This window comes from Streptomyces javensis (assembly GCF_039525925.1).
Taxonomy (GTDB): Bacteria; Actinomycetota; Actinomycetes; order Streptomycetales; family Streptomycetaceae; genus Streptomyces; species Streptomyces asiaticus.
This window is the reverse complement of the sequence record NZ_BAAAIF010000015.1, coordinates 100620-118537: the sequence shown is the minus strand read 5'-3', so window position 1 is coordinate 118537 and position 17918 is coordinate 100620. Positions and strand designations below refer to the sequence as shown.

Genomic DNA, 17918 nt, shown 5'->3' with positions numbered 1-17918 from the left:
CCCCCGACTGGCGGTCAGGATCCCCCTCGATCAGCCCAGTGCGAACAGCGGTGCGAGCACCAGCCGGGCGGCGCCCTCGACGACGGCGCGCTCGCCCCGCTCCACGACGTCCACGGAGACCGGGGGGCGGCTGGCACGGGCGGAGTCCTCGGCGATCATCGTGGCCACACCGCGAACGTACGGCTCGGGGTCGGCCAGCACCATCCGGCCGCCCAGGAGCACCCGGTCGATGTCGAGGAGCCGTACGAGATTGGTCGCGCCGATGCCGAGCAGCCGCGCGGCGTCCGTACGGTCGCCACGCGCGACGGCGGCGAGGCACAGCGCCTCCAGACAGCCGTTGTTGCCGCAGTCGCAGGGCGGGCCGTCGAGCTGTATCACCTGGTGCCCGAACTCCCCCGCGTCGGTCCGCGCCCCCCGGTACACATCCCCGCCGAGCACCAGACCGGCGCCCAGACCGGTGCCCAGGTGGAGATACGCGGCCGACTCGGCGGTCCCGGCGGTCACCAGCCCGAGCGCCGCGGCGTTGGTGTCCTTGTCGAGGACGACGGGGAGGGCGAGCCGCTCGGCGAGCGCGTCGCGCAGCGGGAAGCCGTCCCACTGGGGGAAGCCGGTGACGCGGTGCAGCACGCCCGAGCCGTGGTCGAGCGGTCCGGGCGCGGCGACGCCCACGCCGAGCAGCCCGCCGCCCACCGCGATACCGACACCGCCGCCCACCGCGATACCGACACCGGCGCCCGCCTCGACACCGGCACCGGCGCCCGCCTCGACACCACCGCCCGCCGTTCCGCTCACCACACCCCTGGCCGCCGCGTCCGCCAGCAGCGCCCTGACCTCGGCCGTGGCCGCCGCGATCGCCTCCTCGGCGGGCGCACCGAAGTCGAAGGGGGCCGAGCGGGCCGCGACCGAGGTGCCCGCGAGGTCGACCAGGACCGCCGTCACCTCGTCGCGGTCGAGCTGGAGCCCGATCGCATGGCGGGCGTCCGGGACCAGCCGGAGCGCGGTGGGCGGTTTGCCGCCGGTCGAGGCGCGCTGACCGGCCTCCGCCAGCAGCCCCTCCGCCCTCAGCCGGGCCGTGATCTTGCTGACGGCCTGGGGGGTGAGGCCGGTGCGCCCGGCCAGCTCCGGACGGCTGACGCCGTCCTCGCCCGCGTCCCGCAGCAGTCGCAGGACGAGTGCGGCGTTATGGCTGCGCAGGGCGGTCAGATTGGCTCCGGGCCCGGCCGCTCCGGACATCGTGCTGTTCACTCCTCCATTGTGGCCACCGCTTGCACTTTGGCAACACTGTTGCCAAAGTGGGCTTCATGGATGCCACCGATGACAGCAGCACCACCCGAGTGGGACTGATCGGCTACGGCCTGGCCGGATCCGTCTTCCACGCCCCCTTGATCGCGGCCACCGAGGGACTGGTCCTCGACACCATCGTCACCTCCAGCCCGGAGCGGCAGCGGCAGGCGCGCGCCGAGTTCCCCGACGTCCGTCTCGTGGACTCCGCCGATGAGCTGTGGGCCCGGGCGGATGAGCTGGACCTGATCGTCATCGCCTCCCCGAACCGCACCCATGTACCGCTCGCCCGCGCCGCCCTCGAGGCCGGGCTGCCGACCGTCGTGGACAAGCCGCTGGCCGCGACCGCCGCCGAGGCCGAGGAGCTGGCCGCGCTCGCCGAGGGCCGCGGGCTGCTGCTGACCGTCTTCCAGAACCGCCGCTGGGACAACGACTTCCGCACCCTCCGCAAGCTGCTCGCCGAGGGCGCGCTGGGCGAGGTGCAGCGCTTCGAGTCCCGCTTCGAGCGGTGGCGGCCGCAGCTCAAGGGCGGCTGGCGGGAGTCCGGCGACCCGGCCGAGGTCGGCGGGCTGCTGTACGACCTGGGCAGCCATCTGGTCGACCAGGCGCTCACCCTCTTCGGCCCGGTGGAGTCCGTCTACGCCGAGGTCGATGTGCGCCGCCCCGGGGCGCGGACCGACGACGACACCTTCATCGCCCTCACCCACACCGGCGGGGTCCGCTCCCATCTGTGGATGAGCGCGACCACGGCCCAGCTCGGCCCGCGCTTCCGGGTGCTGGGCAGCGAGGCGGGCTATGTGAAGTACGGCCTCGACCCGCAGGAGGCCGCCCTGCGCGAGGGGCTGCGCCCCGGCGACCCCTCCGTCGAATGGGGCGCCGAGCCGGAGGGTGACTGGGGCCGACTGGGCGCCGGAGAGTCCCCGACGACCGGCGGCGGCGTTCCGGTGGAGACCCTCCGGGGCGACTACCCCGCGTACTACGCCGCCGTAGCCGCCGCCCTCCGCGACGGCACCCCACCGCCGGTCACCGCCGCCGAGGCCGCGGCCACCCTGCATGTGCTGGAGGCGGCCCGGGTGGCGGCCGCGGAGCGCCGTACCGTCCGGATCGAGGTCCCCGCATGAGCGAGCACACCGACGCGACAGCCCGGGTGGCGGAGTTGGAGGAGCAGGAGCGCAGGCTGCGGCTGCCCCGCTTCGACAACGACGACGCCTGGCGTCTTGGCTGCCTCATCGCCGAGCTGGCCCAGGAGCGCGGCGCCGCCGTGACGATCGGCGTCCAGCGGGCCGGTCAGCGCCTCTTCCACCGCGCGCTGCCGGGCACCTCCCCGGACAATGACGCCTGGCTGGAGCGCAAGTGCCGGGTCGTGGAGCGCTACGGGGCGAGCTCGTTCCTGGTGGGCACCCGCTTCCGCGCCAAGGGCAGCAGCTTCGAGGAGTCCTCGCGCCTCGATCCCGACCGGTACGCGGCGCACGGGGGCGCCTTCCCGATCCATGTGACGGGCACGGGCGTCATCGGCGCGGTCGCGGTCTCGGGGCTGCCGCAGGCCGAGGACCACGCGCTGGTGGTGGAGGCGCTGGAGCGGTATCTGTCGACGGCCCAGGGCTGAGTTGGGGGTGGGGGCGGCCCCCACCGGGGCCGCCCCCACCCCCAGCCAACTGGTGTCCTCCGGTCCCGCGTCAGGCGTCCTTGAACTCCTGGCGCTGGCGGCCCAGGCCGTCGATCTCGAGCTCGACGACATCGCCGGCGCGCAGATACGGCTTGGGCTCGGGGCGGCCCATGGCCACGCCCGCCGGGGTGCCGGTGTTGATGACGTCTCCGGGGTAGAGGGTCATGAACTGGCTGAGGTAGCGGACCACCTCGGCCACGCCGAAGATCTGGTCCGCCGTGCTGCCGTTCTGCTGGAGCTCGCCGTTGACCCACAGGCGCAGGCCCAGGGCCTGCGGGTCGGGGACCTCGTCGGCGGTGACCAGCCAGGGGCCCAGGGGGTTGAACGTCTCGCAGTTCTTGCCCTTGTCCCACTGGCCGCCGCGCTCGATCTGGAAGGCGCGCTCGGAGACGTCATGGGCCACCGCATAGCCCGCGACCGCGGCGAGGGCGGCCTCGTCGGAGTCCAGGTAGCGGGCGGTGCGGCCGATGACGATGGCGAGCTCCACCTCCCAGTCGGTCTTCACGCTGCCGCGCGGGACGAGGACGGTGTCCTCGGGGCCGACGACCGTGTCCGGGGCCTTCATGAAGAGGATGGGCTCTTCGGGGATGCTCGCGCCGGTCTCGGTGGCGTGGTCGTGGTAGTTCAGCCCGATGCACACGATCTTGCCGATACGGCCGAGCGGCGGGCCGATCCGCACCCCGCCGTCCTCGATCGCGGGCAGCGCGTCGTCCCCCTCGGCGGCCGCCGCCGCGCGCACCCGCGCGAGGGCGGCCTCATCGGCGAGGAGGGCGCCGTCGATGTCCGGGACCAGGGCGGACAGATCGCGCAGGGTGCCGTTCTCATCGAGCAGCGCGGGGCGTTCCGCGCCCGCCGGTCCGACTCGCAGCAGTTTCATCCCAAGACTCCCGAGGTCACAGGCCGGTGCGAGGCGCCTACCGGCCGATTGATCCTCCCTTCAGGGGCGTCCAGCCCGCAAGACCTCGTTCACGGACTGGGACATCGGTCTCAAGGGTGACCGCCGCGGGTGCCGCCGTCAGCGGTGCAGCAGGGCCCGCTCCACCGCCGTCCAGGTCGTACTGGTCGCCAGGTAGAGCGCCGCCGCCAGCGGGACCACGGCGGCGGTGACGAGGGTGCCGAACGACAGCAGCGGCAGCGCCCGGGCCACTCCGGGCGCCCCGGGGACGGTCACCTTACGGGCGCGGAGATACGTCCAGGTGGCCACGGCCGCGATCAGCGCGAAGAGCCCGAGGTAGACCAGCCCCGGCCCACCGCTGAGCGCCCCGCCCCAGTGGGCGCCGAGCGGGACCCCGGCGAGCGTGTGGTCGAGCAGGTCTCCGGCGCCGCTGCCGGTGACGAACACGTGGTACATGACGAAGAAGACCGGAAGCTGGGCGAGCGTCGGCAGACACCCCGCCAGCGGTGACGCGCCCTCCCTGGTCCGGAGCTCCGCCATGGCGCGCCGCATCCGCTCCGGGTCGTCCCGGTGGGTGCGGCCCAGCTCGGCGATCTTCGGTGCGAGCGCGGCCCGTGCCTTCTCGCCGCGCACCGCGGCCCGGGCGAGGGGGTGCAGCACGGCGCGGACGCACAGCGTGAACAGAACGATGGCGGCCGCCGCCGCGGACGCGCCGAAGAGCGGATCGAGGCCGTCCGCCATGGTGGTCAACAGGGAGCCGAAGGAAGAGAAAAGGGACATGGGAGCCCTCCGCGGGTCTCGTCGTGCCGGAGTGTGGAAGACATCGGCGTGACGAGCCGCGTGGCGCGGCGGTACGGATCCTGGAGCTTCCGGGGTTCCACCCCGGACCCGCTACCCCGCTCCTCAATCGCCGGAGCGGCTGGAGGTGCGCCGTACAGCGACAGGGGTGCGCCTACGCGGCCGTCGGCAGGCGACGGCCCGGCGCTCGGGGCCTCGGGCGCCCGGCGGCATCGGGATCCCGCTGCGGCAGGAACGCCGTACGGCGCTCCCGGTCCCGTATCGCGGTGCGGATCCGCCCGGCGGGCACGGGTATTCGGCCGCGGGAGGCGAGGACCGCGCACAGGGTCAGCGCGGCGGCGACGGCGGTCGTGGCCGCGACGGTGGCGGCGAGGGCGACGGCGCTGACCACTCCGCTCTGCGCCAGCAGAACCCCGGTCAGCAGGAACAGGCAGACGCCCAGATGCGTCCGCAGCGCTTCAAGCCGTCGCGACACCGTCACGTCCCCCCTCTCCCGACCGGTATCCCCTCCTGGCTCCGCCAGTCTAATGGCCCCCACCGACATCCCGGGGGACGGCGACCCTCAGGCGGGCCCAAACCACCAAGCGGTAGCGGGACGTGAATTCGGGGGTGCAGGTCGTCAGCGTGAGGTAGTAGCCCGGCTCGGTATAGCGGTAGCGGGGGTGGGCGGAGCTGTACGGCACCCGCGCGATCACCGTGCCGTCGGCGGGTGAGGTACGCGGCAGGGTGCGCTCGATCACGTACGTATAGCGGGCGTCGGCGGTGTCGATGCGCACCGTGTCGCCCGGGCGCACCTCGTCCAGCTGCCGGAAGGGCTCGCCGTGGGTGTTGCGGTGGCCCGCGAGGGCGACGTTGCCCGCCTGGCCCGGCTGGGCGGTGTGCGGATAGTGGCCCACATAGCCCTTGTTGAGCACCGCGGCGCGGCTGACGCCCTCGGCGATGGGCACCGTAAGGCCGATACGCGGGATCCGGAGCACCGCGTACGCCTGGTCCCGGCGCGGCCGTTGGCCCCCGGCGCCGCCCCCGGTCGACCGGTCACCGCCACGGTCACGGCCGTCGCCCTGAGCGGGATCGGAGGCCCGCGTCGCCCCCGGCGTCGGCGGCGCGGACTCCTCGGCCCCGTCCTGCCACCGCCGCTCCAACACCGACACCTCGTGCCGTGCGTCCGCTCTCGCCTGCCGGTTGGTCCACCACAGCTGGTGGACGACGAACAGCAGCACCACGACCCCGAGGGTGACGGCGAGCTCACCGGCCGTCCACAGCCCCCGGGCGAACACGGCACGCCCTCCACGACGTCGCACGCGCGCACCATAGGCCAGGCCGCGTACACCTTCCAGAGCCGCGGCGCGGCAATCCGCCCGGCGCCACGGGCCAACTGCCCGTCACCCGCGAACTATCCGCCCAGCGCCCGCGAGACCGTGTAGATCACCAGCCCGGCCAGGGCACCCACCACCGTGCCGTTGATCCGGATGAACTGTAGATCCCGGCCGATGTGCGCCTCGATCTTCCGCGAGGTGTGGTCCGCGTCCCAGCTCGCGACCGTCTCGGTGATCAGCGAGGTGATCTCGTCCCGATACGTCGTCACCACATAGACGGCGGCGTCCTCCAGCCAGCCGTCGATCTTGTCCCGCAGCCGTCGGTCCGTCATCATCCGTCGGCCCAGCGAGAGAATCGCCGCCCGCGCCCGCTGCCGCAGCTGGCTGCGCTCGTCCTCCGCCGCCGCGACGATCATCGCCCGCACTGAGGCCCAGGCCGAGGCGATGAGGTCCTGGACGTCGCCGCGCCCCAGCACCTCGCTCTTCACCCGCTCCACCCGCAGCCGGGTGTCGGTGTCGGACTGGAGGTCCCCGGCGAAGTCGGTGAGGAAGCGGTCCAGAGCGCCGCGCGCCGGATGGCCGGGCATGTCCCGCATCTCGGTCACGAAGCGCAGCAGTTCCTTGTAGACGCGCTCGCCGACCTTGCGGTCCACGAACCGCGGCGTCCAGCCGGGGGCGCCGCCGGTCACCGCGTGCATCACCGAGTCGTTGTGCTCCACCAGCCAGTCGTGGGCGCGCAGACACACCAGGTCCACGGCGCGGCGGTGGCCACCGTCCGCGACCACCCGCTCCAGCAGCTTGCCGAGGCCCGGCGCGACCTCCTGGCTGTCGGCCCGGCGGGTGATCGCCTCGCCCACCACCGCCTGCACATCGGAGTCGCGCAGCACCGTGAGCGCGCCGCGCAGCGCGGTGGCCAGTTCGGCGGTCACCCGGTCCGCGTGCTCGGGCTCGGCGAGCCAGGTGCCGAGCCGACTGCCGATGTCGACCGCGCGCAGCCGCATCCGTACGACGCCGCCGGAGAGGAAGTTCTCCCCGACGAACTCCCCGAGGCTGGCCCCGAGCTGGTCCTTCTTGGTGGGGATGATCGCCGTATGGGGGATGGGCAGCCCCATGGGCCGCCGGAAGAGCGCGGTGACCGCGAACCAGTCGGCCAGGGCACCCACCATGCCCGCCTCCGCGGCCGCGGCCACGTAGCCGGGCCAGCCGCCGATACCGGAGGACCGCGCCCAGGTGGCGAGCACGTACACCAGTGCGACGCCGAGCAGCAGCCCGGTGGCGAACGCCTTCATCCGGCGCACCCCGCGCCGCCGCTCCACGTCGAGGGGGCTGTCCGCGACGAAGGGCACAGCCGCGCCCCGCGACGGCGGCGCCGCCGTCTCACCAGTCGTTCTTCGCTCCATACGCTCCACCTGGTCGGCCCGTCTCCCCGTGCATTGTCTCTTTCCGGTCTCAGTCGCCCCTGTGTGGAACGAACGGTGAGTTCCCGTCGTCTGTCTGGGGGAGCGACCCAGCACATTGGGGGCAGGCCGACGGGCGGAGCCGGGTCCCACCATGGGATCATGGGAGACCGACCGGACCGCATCGGCATTGCCGGATACCACCCGCCGTTCCCGTCCACTTCCGGAGCCTCGGGCTCCGTCTGCCCGAGGAGACAACCCGCCCATGAGCGTGCCCCCAATGCCCAGACGCACGGGGTATGCCGTGCTCGCTGCGCTGGCGGCTGTGGTGATCCTCGTCTCCACCGCGATATTCATCGGGCTCGGTGGTGACAAGGGCGGTTCGGACCCCCGTGCGCAGGGAGCCCGCGGCTCGGCCGCCCCGGCCTCGGCAGGTGCCTGGGTGGGCACCTGGTCCACCTCGGCCGCGGCCGCCGAGCCCAGGACGCTGCGCGGCGGCCTCTCGGGCATGTCGATACGGAACGTGGTGCACACCAGCATCGGCGGCACCAGCGCCCGGATCCAGCTCTCGAACTTCTACAGCAACCGTCCGCTGACGATCACGCATGCCTCGGTGGCGCTCGCCGCCGCGCCCAGCAACCCCACCGCGGCCGCCGGCACCATGCGCCGCCTCGGCTTCAACAACCGCACCTGGGTGACGATCCCGCCCGGCAAGGCCGTCACCAGCGACCCGGTGCGGCTCGCCGTCCCGGACGCGGCCGATCTGCTGGTCACCACCTACACCCCGCAGGCGTCCGGCTCCGTGACCTACCACCCGCACGCCCGCCAGACGTCGTACATGGCGCGTGGCGACCGTACGGAGGACACGGCCGGCGCCGCCTACACCCAGCAGAGCCCGTACTGGCGCTATCTGACCGGCGTGGACGTGTGGTCCAAGCAGGCCGAGGGCGCGGTCGCGGTGCTGGGCGACTCGATCACCGACGGCATCACCTCCACCGCCGGGGCCAACCACCGGTGGACCGACTTCCTCTCCGAGCGGCTGCGCAGCGAGCCCGGGGCGCCCCGCTTCGGCGTACTCAACCAGGGCATCAGCGGGAACCGCGTGCTGAGCGACGGCACGCAGTTCCCGCCCAACAACCCCAGCGGGCTGTCCCGCTTCGACCGCGACGTGCTGTCCCGTACGGGCGTCAAGGCCGTGATCATCGAGCTGGGCGTCAACGACATACTCCGCATCCCCCACCAGACCGACCCCAACCGGATCGTGTGGGGCCTGAAGCGGCTGACCGAGCAGGCCCACGCCCGGGGCCTGCGGGTCATCGGAGCCACCCTGACGCCCTTCTACGGGCACCGCGGCTACACCCCACGGCTGGACGCCGTGCGGGAGCAGATCAACGCGCAGATCCGCGCCGGGCGGGTCTTCGACGAGGTCGTGGACTTCGACAAGGCGCTGCGCGACCCGATCAGCCCGCTGCGGCTGCGCCCGATGTTCGACTCGGGCGACCATCTGCACCCGAGCGACGACGGCTACCGCGCGATGGCGCGGGCGCTGAACCTGGACCACCTGCGAGGCCGCACGGCGGCCGAACTCTAGAGGGCCGCGGCCCGGGTCGTTCCCCACCCCGCCCCTTCCCAGAACCGGGGCTTACGCCCCAGGACCCCGCCGCCTGGGGCCGGTGCCGCGCATCGATGCCCAGCCCGCCGTCCCCGCTCCCGGATCCCGGGGGCTGGGGGCTGGGGGCTGGGCGGAGCCGCATACCGATACTTCCCCCACCCCGCCCCTTCGCGTTACCAAGGGCTCCCCCTGGACCCCGGGGCCTGGGGCGGAGCCCCACCACGCGGCGGAGCCGCATACCGATGCCCAGCCCGCCGTCCCCGGGCCCGCCCCCGGGGGCCCGGCGCCTGGCGCGGAGCCCCGTATCGAGGGGCCCGCCCCCGGGGGCCCGGCGCCTGGTGCGGAGCCCCGTATCGATGCCCAGCCCGCCCTCCCCGGGGCCCGCCCCAGACCCGGGGGCCCGCCCCCAGACCCCGGGGGCTGAGGCGGAACCCCCACACCACTGGGCAGAGCCGCATACCGATGCCCAGCCCGCCCCCAGGGCCCGCCCCCGGACCCCTCCACTACGCGGCGGAGCCGCGTATCGACGCTCAGCCCGTCGTCCTCAGGGCCCGCCCCGGGCCCGGGGCCTGGGGCGGAGCCCCGGTTTCGGGAAGGGGCGGGGCGGGGAACAGCCCGCCGCAGGCGCCAAGCTCCGTCGTCGGCTAGTCCTCGCGGCGTTCCTTCTCCAGGGACAGCCGCCGCTCCGCACGCTCATCGCGCCGCTCATCACGCCGCGCACCCCGCAACTCCCGCCGCTCGGCGCGCAGCTCCTCCCGGCGCTCGGCCTTCAGCCGGCGGCGTTCCTCCTTCATGCGCTTGTGCTCCTCCTTGCGGAGCTTGCGCTCGACGCTGACCCCGCCGAAGAGCGCGAGGCCGGTGACGGTCACCCGAGGACCGGTGGGGTCCCCGTCGGCGGACCCGGTGTGGTCGAAACCACCCATGAGCCCGATGCCGCTGACATGCGTCTCCAGGTCCGGCGGGACGGTGATCTGCACCCCGCCCATGAGCGCGAAGCAGCGGATCACCACATCGCGGCCCTCGAACCGGGCCTCCCGCAGATCGATCTCACCGCCGCCCATGACGGCGAAGGCGGTGAAGGCACGCGGGACGGTCCAGGTCCCCTTGCGCTGGAAGCCGCCCATGATCGCCACGGCCCACTTCGAGGTCGGGGTGCCGCCGATCCGCTCGGCCCAGCCGATGCGGTCGGCGGGGGCCGGCGACGCCGACGGGGCCGGAGCGGCGCTGCCGGGCACCGGGAGGTCCCGTACCAGCGGCTCCAGCTCACCATGGGTGCGCGCCGCGTAGGCCGCGCCCAGCCGCTCCTCGAACTCCTCCATGTCCAGGCGGCCTTCGGCGACCGCCTCGCGGAGGACCTCGGCGATCCGCTCACGCTCGGCGTCCGATGCCCGCATCCCGGCCGGGTCCGGGAGGTCGGGGCTCGCCCCCTGGGAAGAACCAGCGCTCGTCATACGGACAGACTAATGGCGGGCACCGGCCCTGACCCCTCCCACACACCGGGGCCTTGCCTCCTCTCACCCGGCCCGCCCCCGGCTACGCTCCCCGCCCCGCCCAGTCCTCCGCCCCGTGCAGCATCCTCGCGATGACGTCCTCGATCTCCGGCTCGCGCACCGAGAGGTCCACCAGCGGATAGCCGTCGGCCACGGCCGCGACGATCGGCGCCGCGCTGCTGGTCGCCGGGAAGGCCAGCCACTGCCGGGGGCCCTCGACCCGCACCGTCCGGGCGCCGGGGACGTCGATGGGCGGCAGTTCCCGCTCCAGGTCGACCACGAGGGTGCGCTCGCTCTCGCCCACCGCGTGCAGCCCGTCCAGCCCGCCGTCGTAGACCAGCCGCCCGTGGTCGATGACCATCACCCGCTTGCACAGCAGCTCGATATCGGTCAGATCGTGGGTGGTGAGCAGCACCGTCGTGCCCTGCTCCGCGTTCACATCGCGCAGGAACTCCCGCACCTTCGCCTTGCTGACCACATCGAGCCCGATGGTCGGCTCGTCGAGATAGAGCACCTCGGGGTCGTGCAGCAGGGCGGCCGCGATATCGCCGCGCATCCGCTGGCCGAGCGAGAGCTGACGCACCGGCACGTCCAAGAGCGCGCCGAGGTTGAGCAGTTCCACACAGCGGTCCAGGTTGTGCCGGTAGCGGTCGTCGGGGATCCGGTACATCCGCCGCACCAGCGCGTACGAATCGCGCAGCGGCAGGTCCCACCACAGGGTGGTGCGCTGCCCGAAGACCACCCCGATCCGGCGCGCGAGTCTCGTCCGCTCCCTGGAGGGGTCGATTCCGGCGACCCTGAGCCGTCCGCCGCTGGGCACCAGGATCCCGGTCAGCATCTTGATGGTGGTGGACTTCCCGGCGCCGTTCGGGCCGATGTAGCCCACCATCTCGCCGCGCGGCACCCGGAAGCTGATGCCGTCCACGGCGCGCACCTCGCGGCGCTCACGGCGCATCAGCCCGGCCTTGCGCCGCACCTGGAAGACCTTCTCGACGCCGTCGAGCTCGATCAGAACGTCCACGGCACTCCCCATGCCGTTCCCCATGCCGTTCCCCATGCCGTTCCCCATGCCGTTCCCCATGCCGTTCCCCATGCCGTTCCCCATGCCGTTCCCCATGCCGTTCCCCTCGGCATTCCCCATGCCGTTCCCCTCGGCATCCCCGACACCATTCCCCACGGCCATCCCCTCAGCTCCCCGTGCTCTGATACGCCCGCAGCCCCGCCCGCCAGGCCAGCCCCGCCACCGCACAGCAGCCGCCCGCGACCAGCGGCGCCGCGAAGCCGATCCAGGCCGGGAGCCCCAGCGGATCGGGGCGGCCCAGGATGTGCAGCGCCGGGAGCCAGTTGACGAAGGCCAGCGGGATGACGAAGGTGACGCCCCGCAGCAGCTCCTTGCCGAAGACGGTCGGCGGGTACTCCAGCAGTGTGGTCCCCCCGAAGGTGAAGGCGTTCTGCACCTCGGAGGCGTCCTTGGCCCAGAACTGGAAGGCGCCGCCGAGCACGAACAGCGCCCCGAAGATGACGCCCCCGCTCAGCAGCATCACCGGCATCAGCAGCGCCCGGTCCAGCGTCCAGTCGATGTCCAGCCGGGCCAGCGACCAGCCGAGCAGCACCGCCCCCTGGGTGATCCGGCCCAGCCGGCGCAGCGCGAAGCGGTCGGCGGCCACCTGGGCGAGTATCGGCACCGGCCGCACCAGCAGGGTGTCCATCGTGCCGTCGCGCACCCGCTGGCCCAGCCGGCCCATGGTGCCCAGCGCCAGGTCGGCGAGGCCGAAGGCGACGCTGGTGGTGCCGTAGAGGAAGGCGACCTCGTCCAGGGTGAAGCCACCCAGTTCCCCAATGTGGGTGAACATCAGCGCGATCGCGACGAAGTCGAGCCCGGTCGCGAGGAAGTTCCCCAGCGTCATGATCAGGAACGAGGTGCGGTACGCCATCGTGGAGCGCACCCACATCCCGACGATCAGGCCGTACGCCCGCAGCCCGCTGGACACGGCGGACTCAGCCACCCTGGACCACCACCTTCCGGGTCGCCGCCGATTGAACCGCCCGCCCGGCCGCCAGCAGCGCCACCGCCCACCCCGCCTGGAAGGCGAACGCCGCCAGCAGCCCCGAGCCCCGGCGCTCCTCCAGGAAGACGTCCGCGGGCACCTGGAGCATCGCCGCCCAGGGCAGCGCGCGGGCGATCTCGCCCAGCTGCCCGGGGAAGACGTTGAGCGGCAGGATCATCCCGGAGAAGAACAGGCACAGCAGCCCGCTCAGCAGGGACAGCCCCGTCCCGTCGAGCAGCCAGAAGGAGGCGAGCGACACCAGATAGCGCACCGCGAAGCCGACGCACACCGCGAGCGCCACGGCGAGCAGGAACCACAGCCAGGTCAAGGGCGAGGCGGGCAGCCGGAGTTCGAACACCAGCGCCCCTACGGCCATCGGCACCACACCGCGCCCCAGCAGCTGGAACAGCGCCCGGCCGAGCTCGGTGGCCAGCCACCACAGCTGGAGGTCGACCGGGCGGTAGAGGTCCACGGCGATGTCCCCGGAGCGGATGCGCTCCTGGAGCTCCTCCTGGAAGCCGCCGCCCATCAGCGCCACGGCCGCCAGCAGCGCCTGGCCGAGCCAGACGAAGGTCAGCGCCTGGGCGAGGTCGTAGCCGCCGAGGTGCGGCCGCTCGTCCCACAGCGCGGTGTAGGTGTAGGCGAGGATGAAGCCGAAAACCGTGTTGGTGAAGACCCCGGCCACCGTGGCGACCCGATACGTCGCGTAGCGTTTGAAGCCGCTGACCGCGACGGCCGCGTACAGCCGCATCCGCCCCTGCCTCCCTCCCCGACCGCACCGCCCCGAACGGCGCCAAAATCCGGAGCCTAGTGGGGTGACGGGAGAGACGGCCAGGCATTATTCACCGGATGGTGTGAGCGGAATCATCCATTCGACCGGTCACAGACCAGTCACAGGTGCGCGCCTCGTCCTCGGCCCGGAACGGATGATGCGACAGTGTTTTATCGGGCGTACGACGCGAATCGCCCGACCGTGCACGATCCCGCCGCCGCGCAACCTTCGACGGCGGCCGAGGAGTCTCAGGAGACATGAGCGACGAGCCCCAGTTGATCGATGGTGGCGCGGCCGGAACGGGTGACCGGCCCGGCACCGACGATGGCAACCACGACACGCCGCACCGCGCGGACGGCCTGACCGTGACGGCGGGCAAACCGGCCAAGGGCAGAAAGGGGCGTCCCCAACGCACCGGATGGCGCCGTCTGCTGCCCACCTGGCGCATGGTCCTCGGGGGCTTCCTGCTGATCGTCCTGCTGATCGCGGGCGGGCTCGTCACCGGCTATCTGCTCGTCGAGATCCCCCCGGCCAACAAGGCCGCCATCGCCCAGAGCAATGTCTTCCTCTACTCCGACGGCTCCCAGCTGGCCCGGGAGGGCACGGTCAACCGGGAGAACGTCCAGCTGAGCCAGGTGCCCAAGCGGATCCAGCACGCGGTGCTGGCGGCCGAGGACCGGGACTTCTACGCGGAGTCGGCCATCGACCCCCAGGCGATGATCCGGGCCGCCTGGAACACCGCCACCGGCAAGGGCAAGCAGTCCGGCTCCACCATCACCCAGCAGTACGTGAAGAACTACTACCTGGACCAGGAGCAGACGGTCTCCCGCAAGGCCAAGGAGTTCTTCATCGCGATCAAGCTGGACCGCGAGGTGAGCAAGGACAAGATCCTGGAGGGCTACCTCAACACCAGCTACTTCGGGCGCAACGCCTACGGCCTCCAGGCCGCCGCCCAGGCGTACTACGGCAAGGACATCGGCAAGCTCAACACCGCCCAGGGCGCGTATCTCGCCACCCTGCTGAACGCCCCCAGCTCGTACGACATCGTCGCCCATCCGCAGAACAAGGGCCGGGCCGTCGCCCGCTGGAACTACGTCCTGGACGGCATGGTGAAGAAGCACTGGCTGACCAGGGCCGAGCGGCAGAAGATGACCTTCCCCGGGCCCTCGGAGGCCAAGGCCCCCTCCGGCATGTCCGGCCAGCGCGGCTATCTCGTCGAGGCCGTCGAGGACTACCTCACCAGCAACGGGATCATCGACGAGCAGACCCTGGCGCGCGGCGGCTACCGCATCACCACCACGATCGACAAGGACAAGCAGGACGCCTTCACGGAGGCCGTGCGCGACCGGCTGATGAGCAAGCTCAGCAAGGACCGCAAGGTCGACGCTTACGTCCGCGCGGGCGGCGCCTCGATCGATCCCAAGACCGGGAAGGTGGTCGCCCTCTACGGCGGGATCGACTACACCAAGCAGTTCGTCAACAACGCGACCCGCCGTGACTACCAGGTGGGATCCACGTTCAAGCCATTCGTGTTCACCTCGGCGGTGCGCTACGGGGCCACCACCCAGGACGGTCAGACGATCACCCCGGACACCCTCTACAACGGCGACAACAAGCGCGAGGTCATCGGCTCCGACGGGCCCACCGGCTACTCCCCGGCCAACGAGGACGACGTGGACTACGGCGACATCGACGTCACCACGGCCACCGACAACTCGGTGAACTCGGTGTACGCGCAGATGGCCGAGGACGTCGGCCCCTCCAAGGTCAAGCAGACCGCCATCGACCTGGGCGTACCCAAGAACACCCCCGATCTGCACGCCTCCCCCTCGATCGCGCTCGGCCCGGCCACCGCGAGCGTGCTGGACATGACCGAGGCCTACGCGACCCTCGCCAACCACGGTGAGCACGGCCGGTACAGCCTGGTCGAGGAGGTCACCAAGGACGGGGCGCGGATCAAGCTTCCGGCGCGGGAGAGCCGCCAGGCCATCCCGCGCAGCGCCGCCGACACCACCACCTCGATACTGCAAAGCGTGGTCGACGGCGGCACCGGCACCGCCGCCCAGGCCGCCGAGCGCCCGGCGGCGGGCAAGACCGGCACCGCGGAGGAGGACAAGGCCGCCTGGTTCGCGGGCTACACCCCGGATCTGGCGACCGTCGTCGCGGTGATGGGCCAGGACTCCAACACCGGCGTGCAGAAGTCGCTGTACGGGGCGACGGGCCTGGAGCGGATCAACGGCGGCGGCTACCCCGCCGAGATCTGGGCGCAGTACACATCGGGGGCGCTGGACGGCAAGGAACCGGCGGAGTTCGATCTGCGGCTGGAGGACGGCGCGGACGCCCCCGACGGCTCCGAGACCCAGCAGCCGCCGAACTCCCCGCCGCCGGTGGTCACCACTCCCCCGACCGATACGCCGCCGGACACGTCGGTCCCGACGGCGCCGACGTACACCCCGCCGACGCTGCCGACGGACGAGCCGACGATCCCCACCCCGCCCACGGACTTCCCCACCGGCGGCCCGACGACCGAGCCAGGCCCGGGCGGCCCCGGCGGCCCGGGCGGCGACCCCGGAGGCCCAGTGGGCGGCTGAGGAGCGCCCCGAAGGGGCGCGGTGCTGTGTCGATGTGCGGCTCCGCCGCGACGGGGCTCCGCCTCTGGACCCGGGGGCCTGGGGGCGGACCCCCGCAGCCAGCGAGCGCCCCGAAGGGGCGCGGGGAACTGCGCGACCAGCCACGACGGCGCGACAGACGATCGACGGCGGGTCGGGGCACATCCTGCGGAGCGCTTACGGGGTGTCCGGTCGAGGCTTTCCCCTACCCGCCCCTTCCCGAAACTGGGGCTCCGCCCCAGACCCCGGGGTCCAGGGGCGGAGCCCTTGGTATCGGGAAGGGGCGGGTAGGGGAAACAACCCGCCGAAGGCGCCAAGACCCGGCGGGCGCCCCGAAGGGGCGCGGGGGCTGTGTCGATGTGCGGCTCCGCCGCGTGGGCGCGACCAGCCACGACGGCGCCGCGGACGATCGACGGCAGGTCGGGGCACACCCGCGGGCGTCCTACAGGTAAAGGCCCGTGGAGTCGTCCGCGCCCTCCAGCCGCTCCGCGGCAACCGCGTGCAGATCGCGCTCCCGCATCAGTACGTAGGCGACCCCGCGGACCTCGACCTCGGCCCGGTCCTCCGGGTCGTAGAGCACCCGGTCACCGGGCTCCACGGTCCGTACGTTCTGCCCGACCGCGACCACCTCGGCCCAGGCCAGCCGCCGGCCGACCGCCGCGGTGGCGGGGATGACGATTCCGCCGGACGACCGGCGCTCGCCCTCCGGAATGTCGGTACGGACCAGCACGCGGTCGTGCAGCATCCGGATGGGCAGCTTGTCATGGGTCGTGTTCGCACTCACGCCATGACCGTACCTGGCCGAAGAGCCGAATGACGCCTCAGGGCCACGCCTCAGGGCCGGAGCCCGCCGCGGACCTCGCCGCCAAGACCGACGCCCTACCCCCTCACCGCCGCCGCTTGCCGCACCGCGAGGAGCGGGACGCCTTGGCGGACCGGGACGACCTGGCCGACAGCGCGAGCACACCAACCAGCCCGGCCACGAGGAGCGCGGCCGGCACGATCCGCTCCATGCGGGGCCCGCCCTCCTCCGACACCAGCTGGCCGCGCACGCCCGTCACCATCCGGTTGACGGACACATAGGCCCGCCCGGCGGTCCGGTCCACGGCCGACGCCGCCTTCGCCTTCGCGTCCCCGATGATCGTCTTCGGGTGCACCCGCACCCCGATCTCGTCGAGCGTCACGGCGAGCTCCTGCCGCCTGCGGGCGATGTCCGCCTCGATCTGCGCAGGGGTCCTGGCATCCGACACCGCGCTGCCTCCGTCAGTCTCGATGATTCGTGGTGGACAGTCTGTCAGCTCGCCCTCCGCACCGCCCCACGGCACCCCCGGACGAGAAGCTGGCTAATGTCGGGTGTGTACCCCCGATGCCACGAGGAGCACCAGACCATGAGCGAGCGACTCCAGCCCGGCGACACCGCCCCCGCCTTCACCCTCCCCGACGCGGACGGCAAGCAGGTCTCGCTCGCCGACCACGCGGGCCGCAAGGTGATCGTCTACTTCTACCCCGCGGCCCTCACCCCCGGCTGCACCAAGCAGGCGTGCGACTTCACCGACAACCTCGAGTACCTCTCCGGCCACGGCTACGACGTCATCGGCATCTCTCCCGACAAGCCGGAGAAGCTGGCCAAGTTCCGCGACCAGGAGGACCTGAAGGTCACCCTGCTCGCCGACCCCGCCAAGGAGACCCTGGAGGCGTACGGCGCCTTCGGCGAGAAGAAGCTCTACGGCAAGACGGTGACGGGCGTGATCCGCTCCACCGTCATCGTGGACGAGCAGGGCAAGGTCGAGCGCGCCCTGTACAACGTGAAGGCCACCGGCCACGTCGCCAAGATCATCAAAGACCTGGGGCTGTGACGGACCCGGGGCTCCCGCCCCGGCCCCCGTTCACCAGGCGATACCATGAGCGTGCCGAGCGGCCGTGATGGAATTGGCAGTCATGCTGGGTTTAGGTCCCAGTGGGGTAACACCCGTGAGGGTTCGAGTCCCTCCGGCCGCACGCCACGCATACGCGGGCCCGGTCCGTCTCAGCGCG

The 17918-nt window shown here is 72.5% G+C and carries 17 protein-coding genes and 1 tRNA gene; 6 read left to right on the top strand and 12 right to left on the bottom strand.

Features of this window, described 5'->3' with window-relative positions; genetic code table 11:
- Positions 1-30 precede the first annotated feature (30 nt).
- Positions 31-1233, bottom strand: coding sequence for an ROK family protein (locus ABD329_RS16475; protein WP_198278907.1), 1203 nt, complete (start codon positions 1231-1233; stop codon positions 31-33).
- A gap of 68 nt (positions 1234-1301) precedes the next feature.
- Here ABD329_RS16475 and ABD329_RS16470 point away from each other — a divergent pair, with 68 nt between their 5' ends.
- Positions 1302-2402, top strand: coding sequence for a Gfo/Idh/MocA family protein (locus ABD329_RS16470; protein ID WP_198278900.1), 1101 nt, complete (start codon positions 1302-1304; stop codon positions 2400-2402).
- A complete protein-coding gene (locus ABD329_RS16465) occupies positions 2399-2887 on the top strand; it encodes a heme-degrading domain-containing protein (protein ID WP_198278901.1) in 489 nt (162 codons plus the stop codon). The genes ABD329_RS16470 and ABD329_RS16465 overlap by 4 nt, the downstream gene beginning before the upstream one ends.
- Before the next feature lie 70 nt (positions 2888-2957).
- Here ABD329_RS16465 and ABD329_RS16460 read toward each other — a convergent pair whose 3' ends face one another.
- The 5 genes from ABD329_RS16460 to ABD329_RS16440 all read right to left on the bottom strand — a co-directional run bounded on the left by ABD329_RS16460 (position 2958) and on the right by ABD329_RS16440 (position 7356).
- Positions 2958-3824 carry a fumarylacetoacetate hydrolase family protein gene (locus tag ABD329_RS16460; RefSeq protein WP_198278902.1) on the bottom strand — a complete coding sequence of 289 codons (867 nt, stop codon included), beginning with the start codon at positions 3822-3824 and terminating at the stop codon, positions 2958-2960.
- A 138-nt stretch (positions 3825-3962) separates the two neighbouring features.
- A complete protein-coding gene (locus ABD329_RS16455; protein WP_198278903.1) occupies positions 3963-4622 on the bottom strand; it encodes a YidC/Oxa1 family membrane protein insertase in 660 nt (219 codons plus the stop codon).
- A 172-nt stretch (positions 4623-4794) separates the two neighbouring features.
- Entirely contained in the window at positions 4795-5115 is a 321-nt protein-coding gene (locus ABD329_RS16450) for a DUF6412 domain-containing protein (RefSeq protein WP_198278904.1), read from the bottom strand.
- Between the two features lie 49 nt (positions 5116-5164).
- A complete protein-coding gene (locus ABD329_RS16445) occupies positions 5165-5941 on the bottom strand; it encodes a class E sortase (protein ID WP_198278905.1) in 777 nt (258 codons plus the stop codon).
- Positions 5942-6033: 92 nt separating this feature from the next.
- Entirely contained in the window at positions 6034-7356 is a 1323-nt protein-coding gene (locus tag ABD329_RS16440) for a DUF445 domain-containing protein (RefSeq protein ID WP_198278906.1), read from the bottom strand.
- A gap of 277 nt (positions 7357-7633) precedes the next feature.
- Between ABD329_RS16440 and ABD329_RS16435 the strand changes: the two genes are divergently transcribed.
- On the top strand, positions 7634-8944 hold the full coding sequence (locus ABD329_RS16435) for a GDSL-type esterase/lipase family protein (protein WP_198278908.1): 1311 nt from the start codon (positions 7634-7636) through the stop codon (positions 8942-8944).
- Between the two features lie 665 nt (positions 8945-9609).
- Here the strand turns inward: ABD329_RS16435 and ABD329_RS16430 are convergent.
- The 4 genes from ABD329_RS16430 to ABD329_RS16415 form a co-directional block, all read right to left on the bottom strand.
- A complete protein-coding gene (locus tag ABD329_RS16430; RefSeq protein ID WP_246619269.1) occupies positions 9610-10416 on the bottom strand; it encodes a DUF1707 SHOCT-like domain-containing protein in 807 nt (268 codons plus the stop codon).
- A gap of 82 nt (positions 10417-10498) precedes the next feature.
- Entirely contained in the window at positions 10499-11500 is a 1002-nt protein-coding gene (locus ABD329_RS16425) for an ABC transporter ATP-binding protein (RefSeq protein ID WP_344316551.1), read from the bottom strand.
- Positions 11501-11642: 142 nt separating this feature from the next.
- A complete protein-coding gene (locus tag ABD329_RS16420) occupies positions 11643-12407 on the bottom strand; it encodes an ABC transporter permease (RefSeq protein WP_246619112.1) in 765 nt (254 codons plus the stop codon).
- A gap of 46 nt (positions 12408-12453) precedes the next feature.
- Entirely contained in the window at positions 12454-13254 is an 801-nt protein-coding gene (locus ABD329_RS16415) for an ABC transporter permease (RefSeq protein WP_198281674.1), read from the bottom strand.
- Between the two features lie 278 nt (positions 13255-13532).
- On the opposite strand from ABD329_RS16415, the gene ABD329_RS16410 reads away from it, so the two are divergent.
- Entirely contained in the window at positions 13533-15866 is a 2334-nt protein-coding gene (locus tag ABD329_RS16410; protein WP_344316540.1) for a transglycosylase domain-containing protein, read from the top strand.
- Between the two features lie 460 nt (positions 15867-16326).
- Here the strand turns inward: ABD329_RS16410 and ABD329_RS16405 are convergent, their stop codons facing one another.
- Positions 16327-16629, bottom strand: coding sequence for a GroES family chaperonin (locus ABD329_RS16405; protein ID WP_044581870.1), 303 nt, complete (start codon positions 16627-16629; stop codon positions 16327-16329).
- Positions 16630-16771: 142 nt separating this feature from the next.
- A complete protein-coding gene (locus ABD329_RS16400) occupies positions 16772-17134 on the bottom strand; it encodes a DUF3618 domain-containing protein (protein ID WP_198278743.1) in 363 nt (120 codons plus the stop codon).
- Positions 17135-17272: 138 nt separating this feature from the next.
- Here ABD329_RS16400 and bcp point away from each other — a divergent pair, with 138 nt between their 5' ends.
- Positions 17273-17740 (top strand): thioredoxin-dependent thiol peroxidase, encoded by a 468-nt coding sequence (bcp, locus tag ABD329_RS16395; RefSeq protein ID WP_198278744.1) that lies wholly within the window; start codon positions 17273-17275, stop codon positions 17738-17740.
- A 58-nt stretch (positions 17741-17798) separates the two neighbouring features.
- A tRNA-Leu gene (locus ABD329_RS16390) sits at positions 17799-17882 on the top strand.
- Positions 17883-17918 lie beyond the last annotated feature (36 nt).

Bases quoted from the DNA above. Each gene is read 5' to 3' on its own strand.
- ABD329_RS16405 (WP_044581870.1), bottom strand. From the start codon at position 16,629: ATGCTGCACGACCGCGTGCTGGTCCGTACCGACATTCCGGAGGGCGAG.
- ABD329_RS16440 (WP_198278906.1), bottom strand. From the start codon at position 7,356: ATGGAGCGAAGAACGACTGGTGAGACGGCGGCGCCGCCGTCGCGGGGC.
- bcp (WP_198278744.1), top strand. From the start codon at position 17,273: ATGAGCGAGCGACTCCAGCCCGGCGACACCGCCCCCGCCTTCACCCTC.
- ABD329_RS16435 (WP_198278908.1), top strand. From the start codon at position 7,634: ATGCCCAGACGCACGGGGTATGCCGTGCTCGCTGCGCTGGCGGCTGTG.
- ABD329_RS16420 (WP_246619112.1), bottom strand. From the start codon at position 12,407: ATGTGGGTGCGCTCCACGATGGCGTACCGCACCTCGTTCCTGATCATG.
- ABD329_RS16410 (WP_344316540.1), top strand. From the start codon at position 13,533: ATGAGCGACGAGCCCCAGTTGATCGATGGTGGCGCGGCCGGAACGGGT.
- ABD329_RS16430 (WP_246619269.1), bottom strand. From the start codon at position 10,416: ATGACGAGCGCTGGTTCTTCCCAGGGGGCGAGCCCCGACCTCCCGGAC.
- ABD329_RS16460 (WP_198278902.1), bottom strand. From the start codon at position 3,824: ATGAAACTGCTGCGAGTCGGACCGGCGGGCGCGGAACGCCCCGCGCTG.
- ABD329_RS16465 (WP_198278901.1), top strand. From the start codon at position 2,399: ATGAGCGAGCACACCGACGCGACAGCCCGGGTGGCGGAGTTGGAGGAG.
- ABD329_RS16415 (WP_198281674.1), bottom strand. From the start codon at position 13,254: ATGCGGCTGTACGCGGCCGTCGCGGTCAGCGGCTTCAAACGCTACGCG.
- ABD329_RS16470 (WP_198278900.1), top strand. From the start codon at position 1,302: ATGGATGCCACCGATGACAGCAGCACCACCCGAGTGGGACTGATCGGC.
- ABD329_RS16425 (WP_344316551.1), bottom strand. From the start codon at position 11,500: ATGGGGAACGGCATGGGGAGTGCCGTGGACGTTCTGATCGAGCTCGAC.
- ABD329_RS16475 (WP_198278907.1), bottom strand. From the start codon at position 1,233: ATGTCCGGAGCGGCCGGGCCCGGAGCCAATCTGACCGCCCTGCGCAGC.
- ABD329_RS16455 (WP_198278903.1), bottom strand. From the start codon at position 4,622: ATGTCCCTTTTCTCTTCCTTCGGCTCCCTGTTGACCACCATGGCGGAC.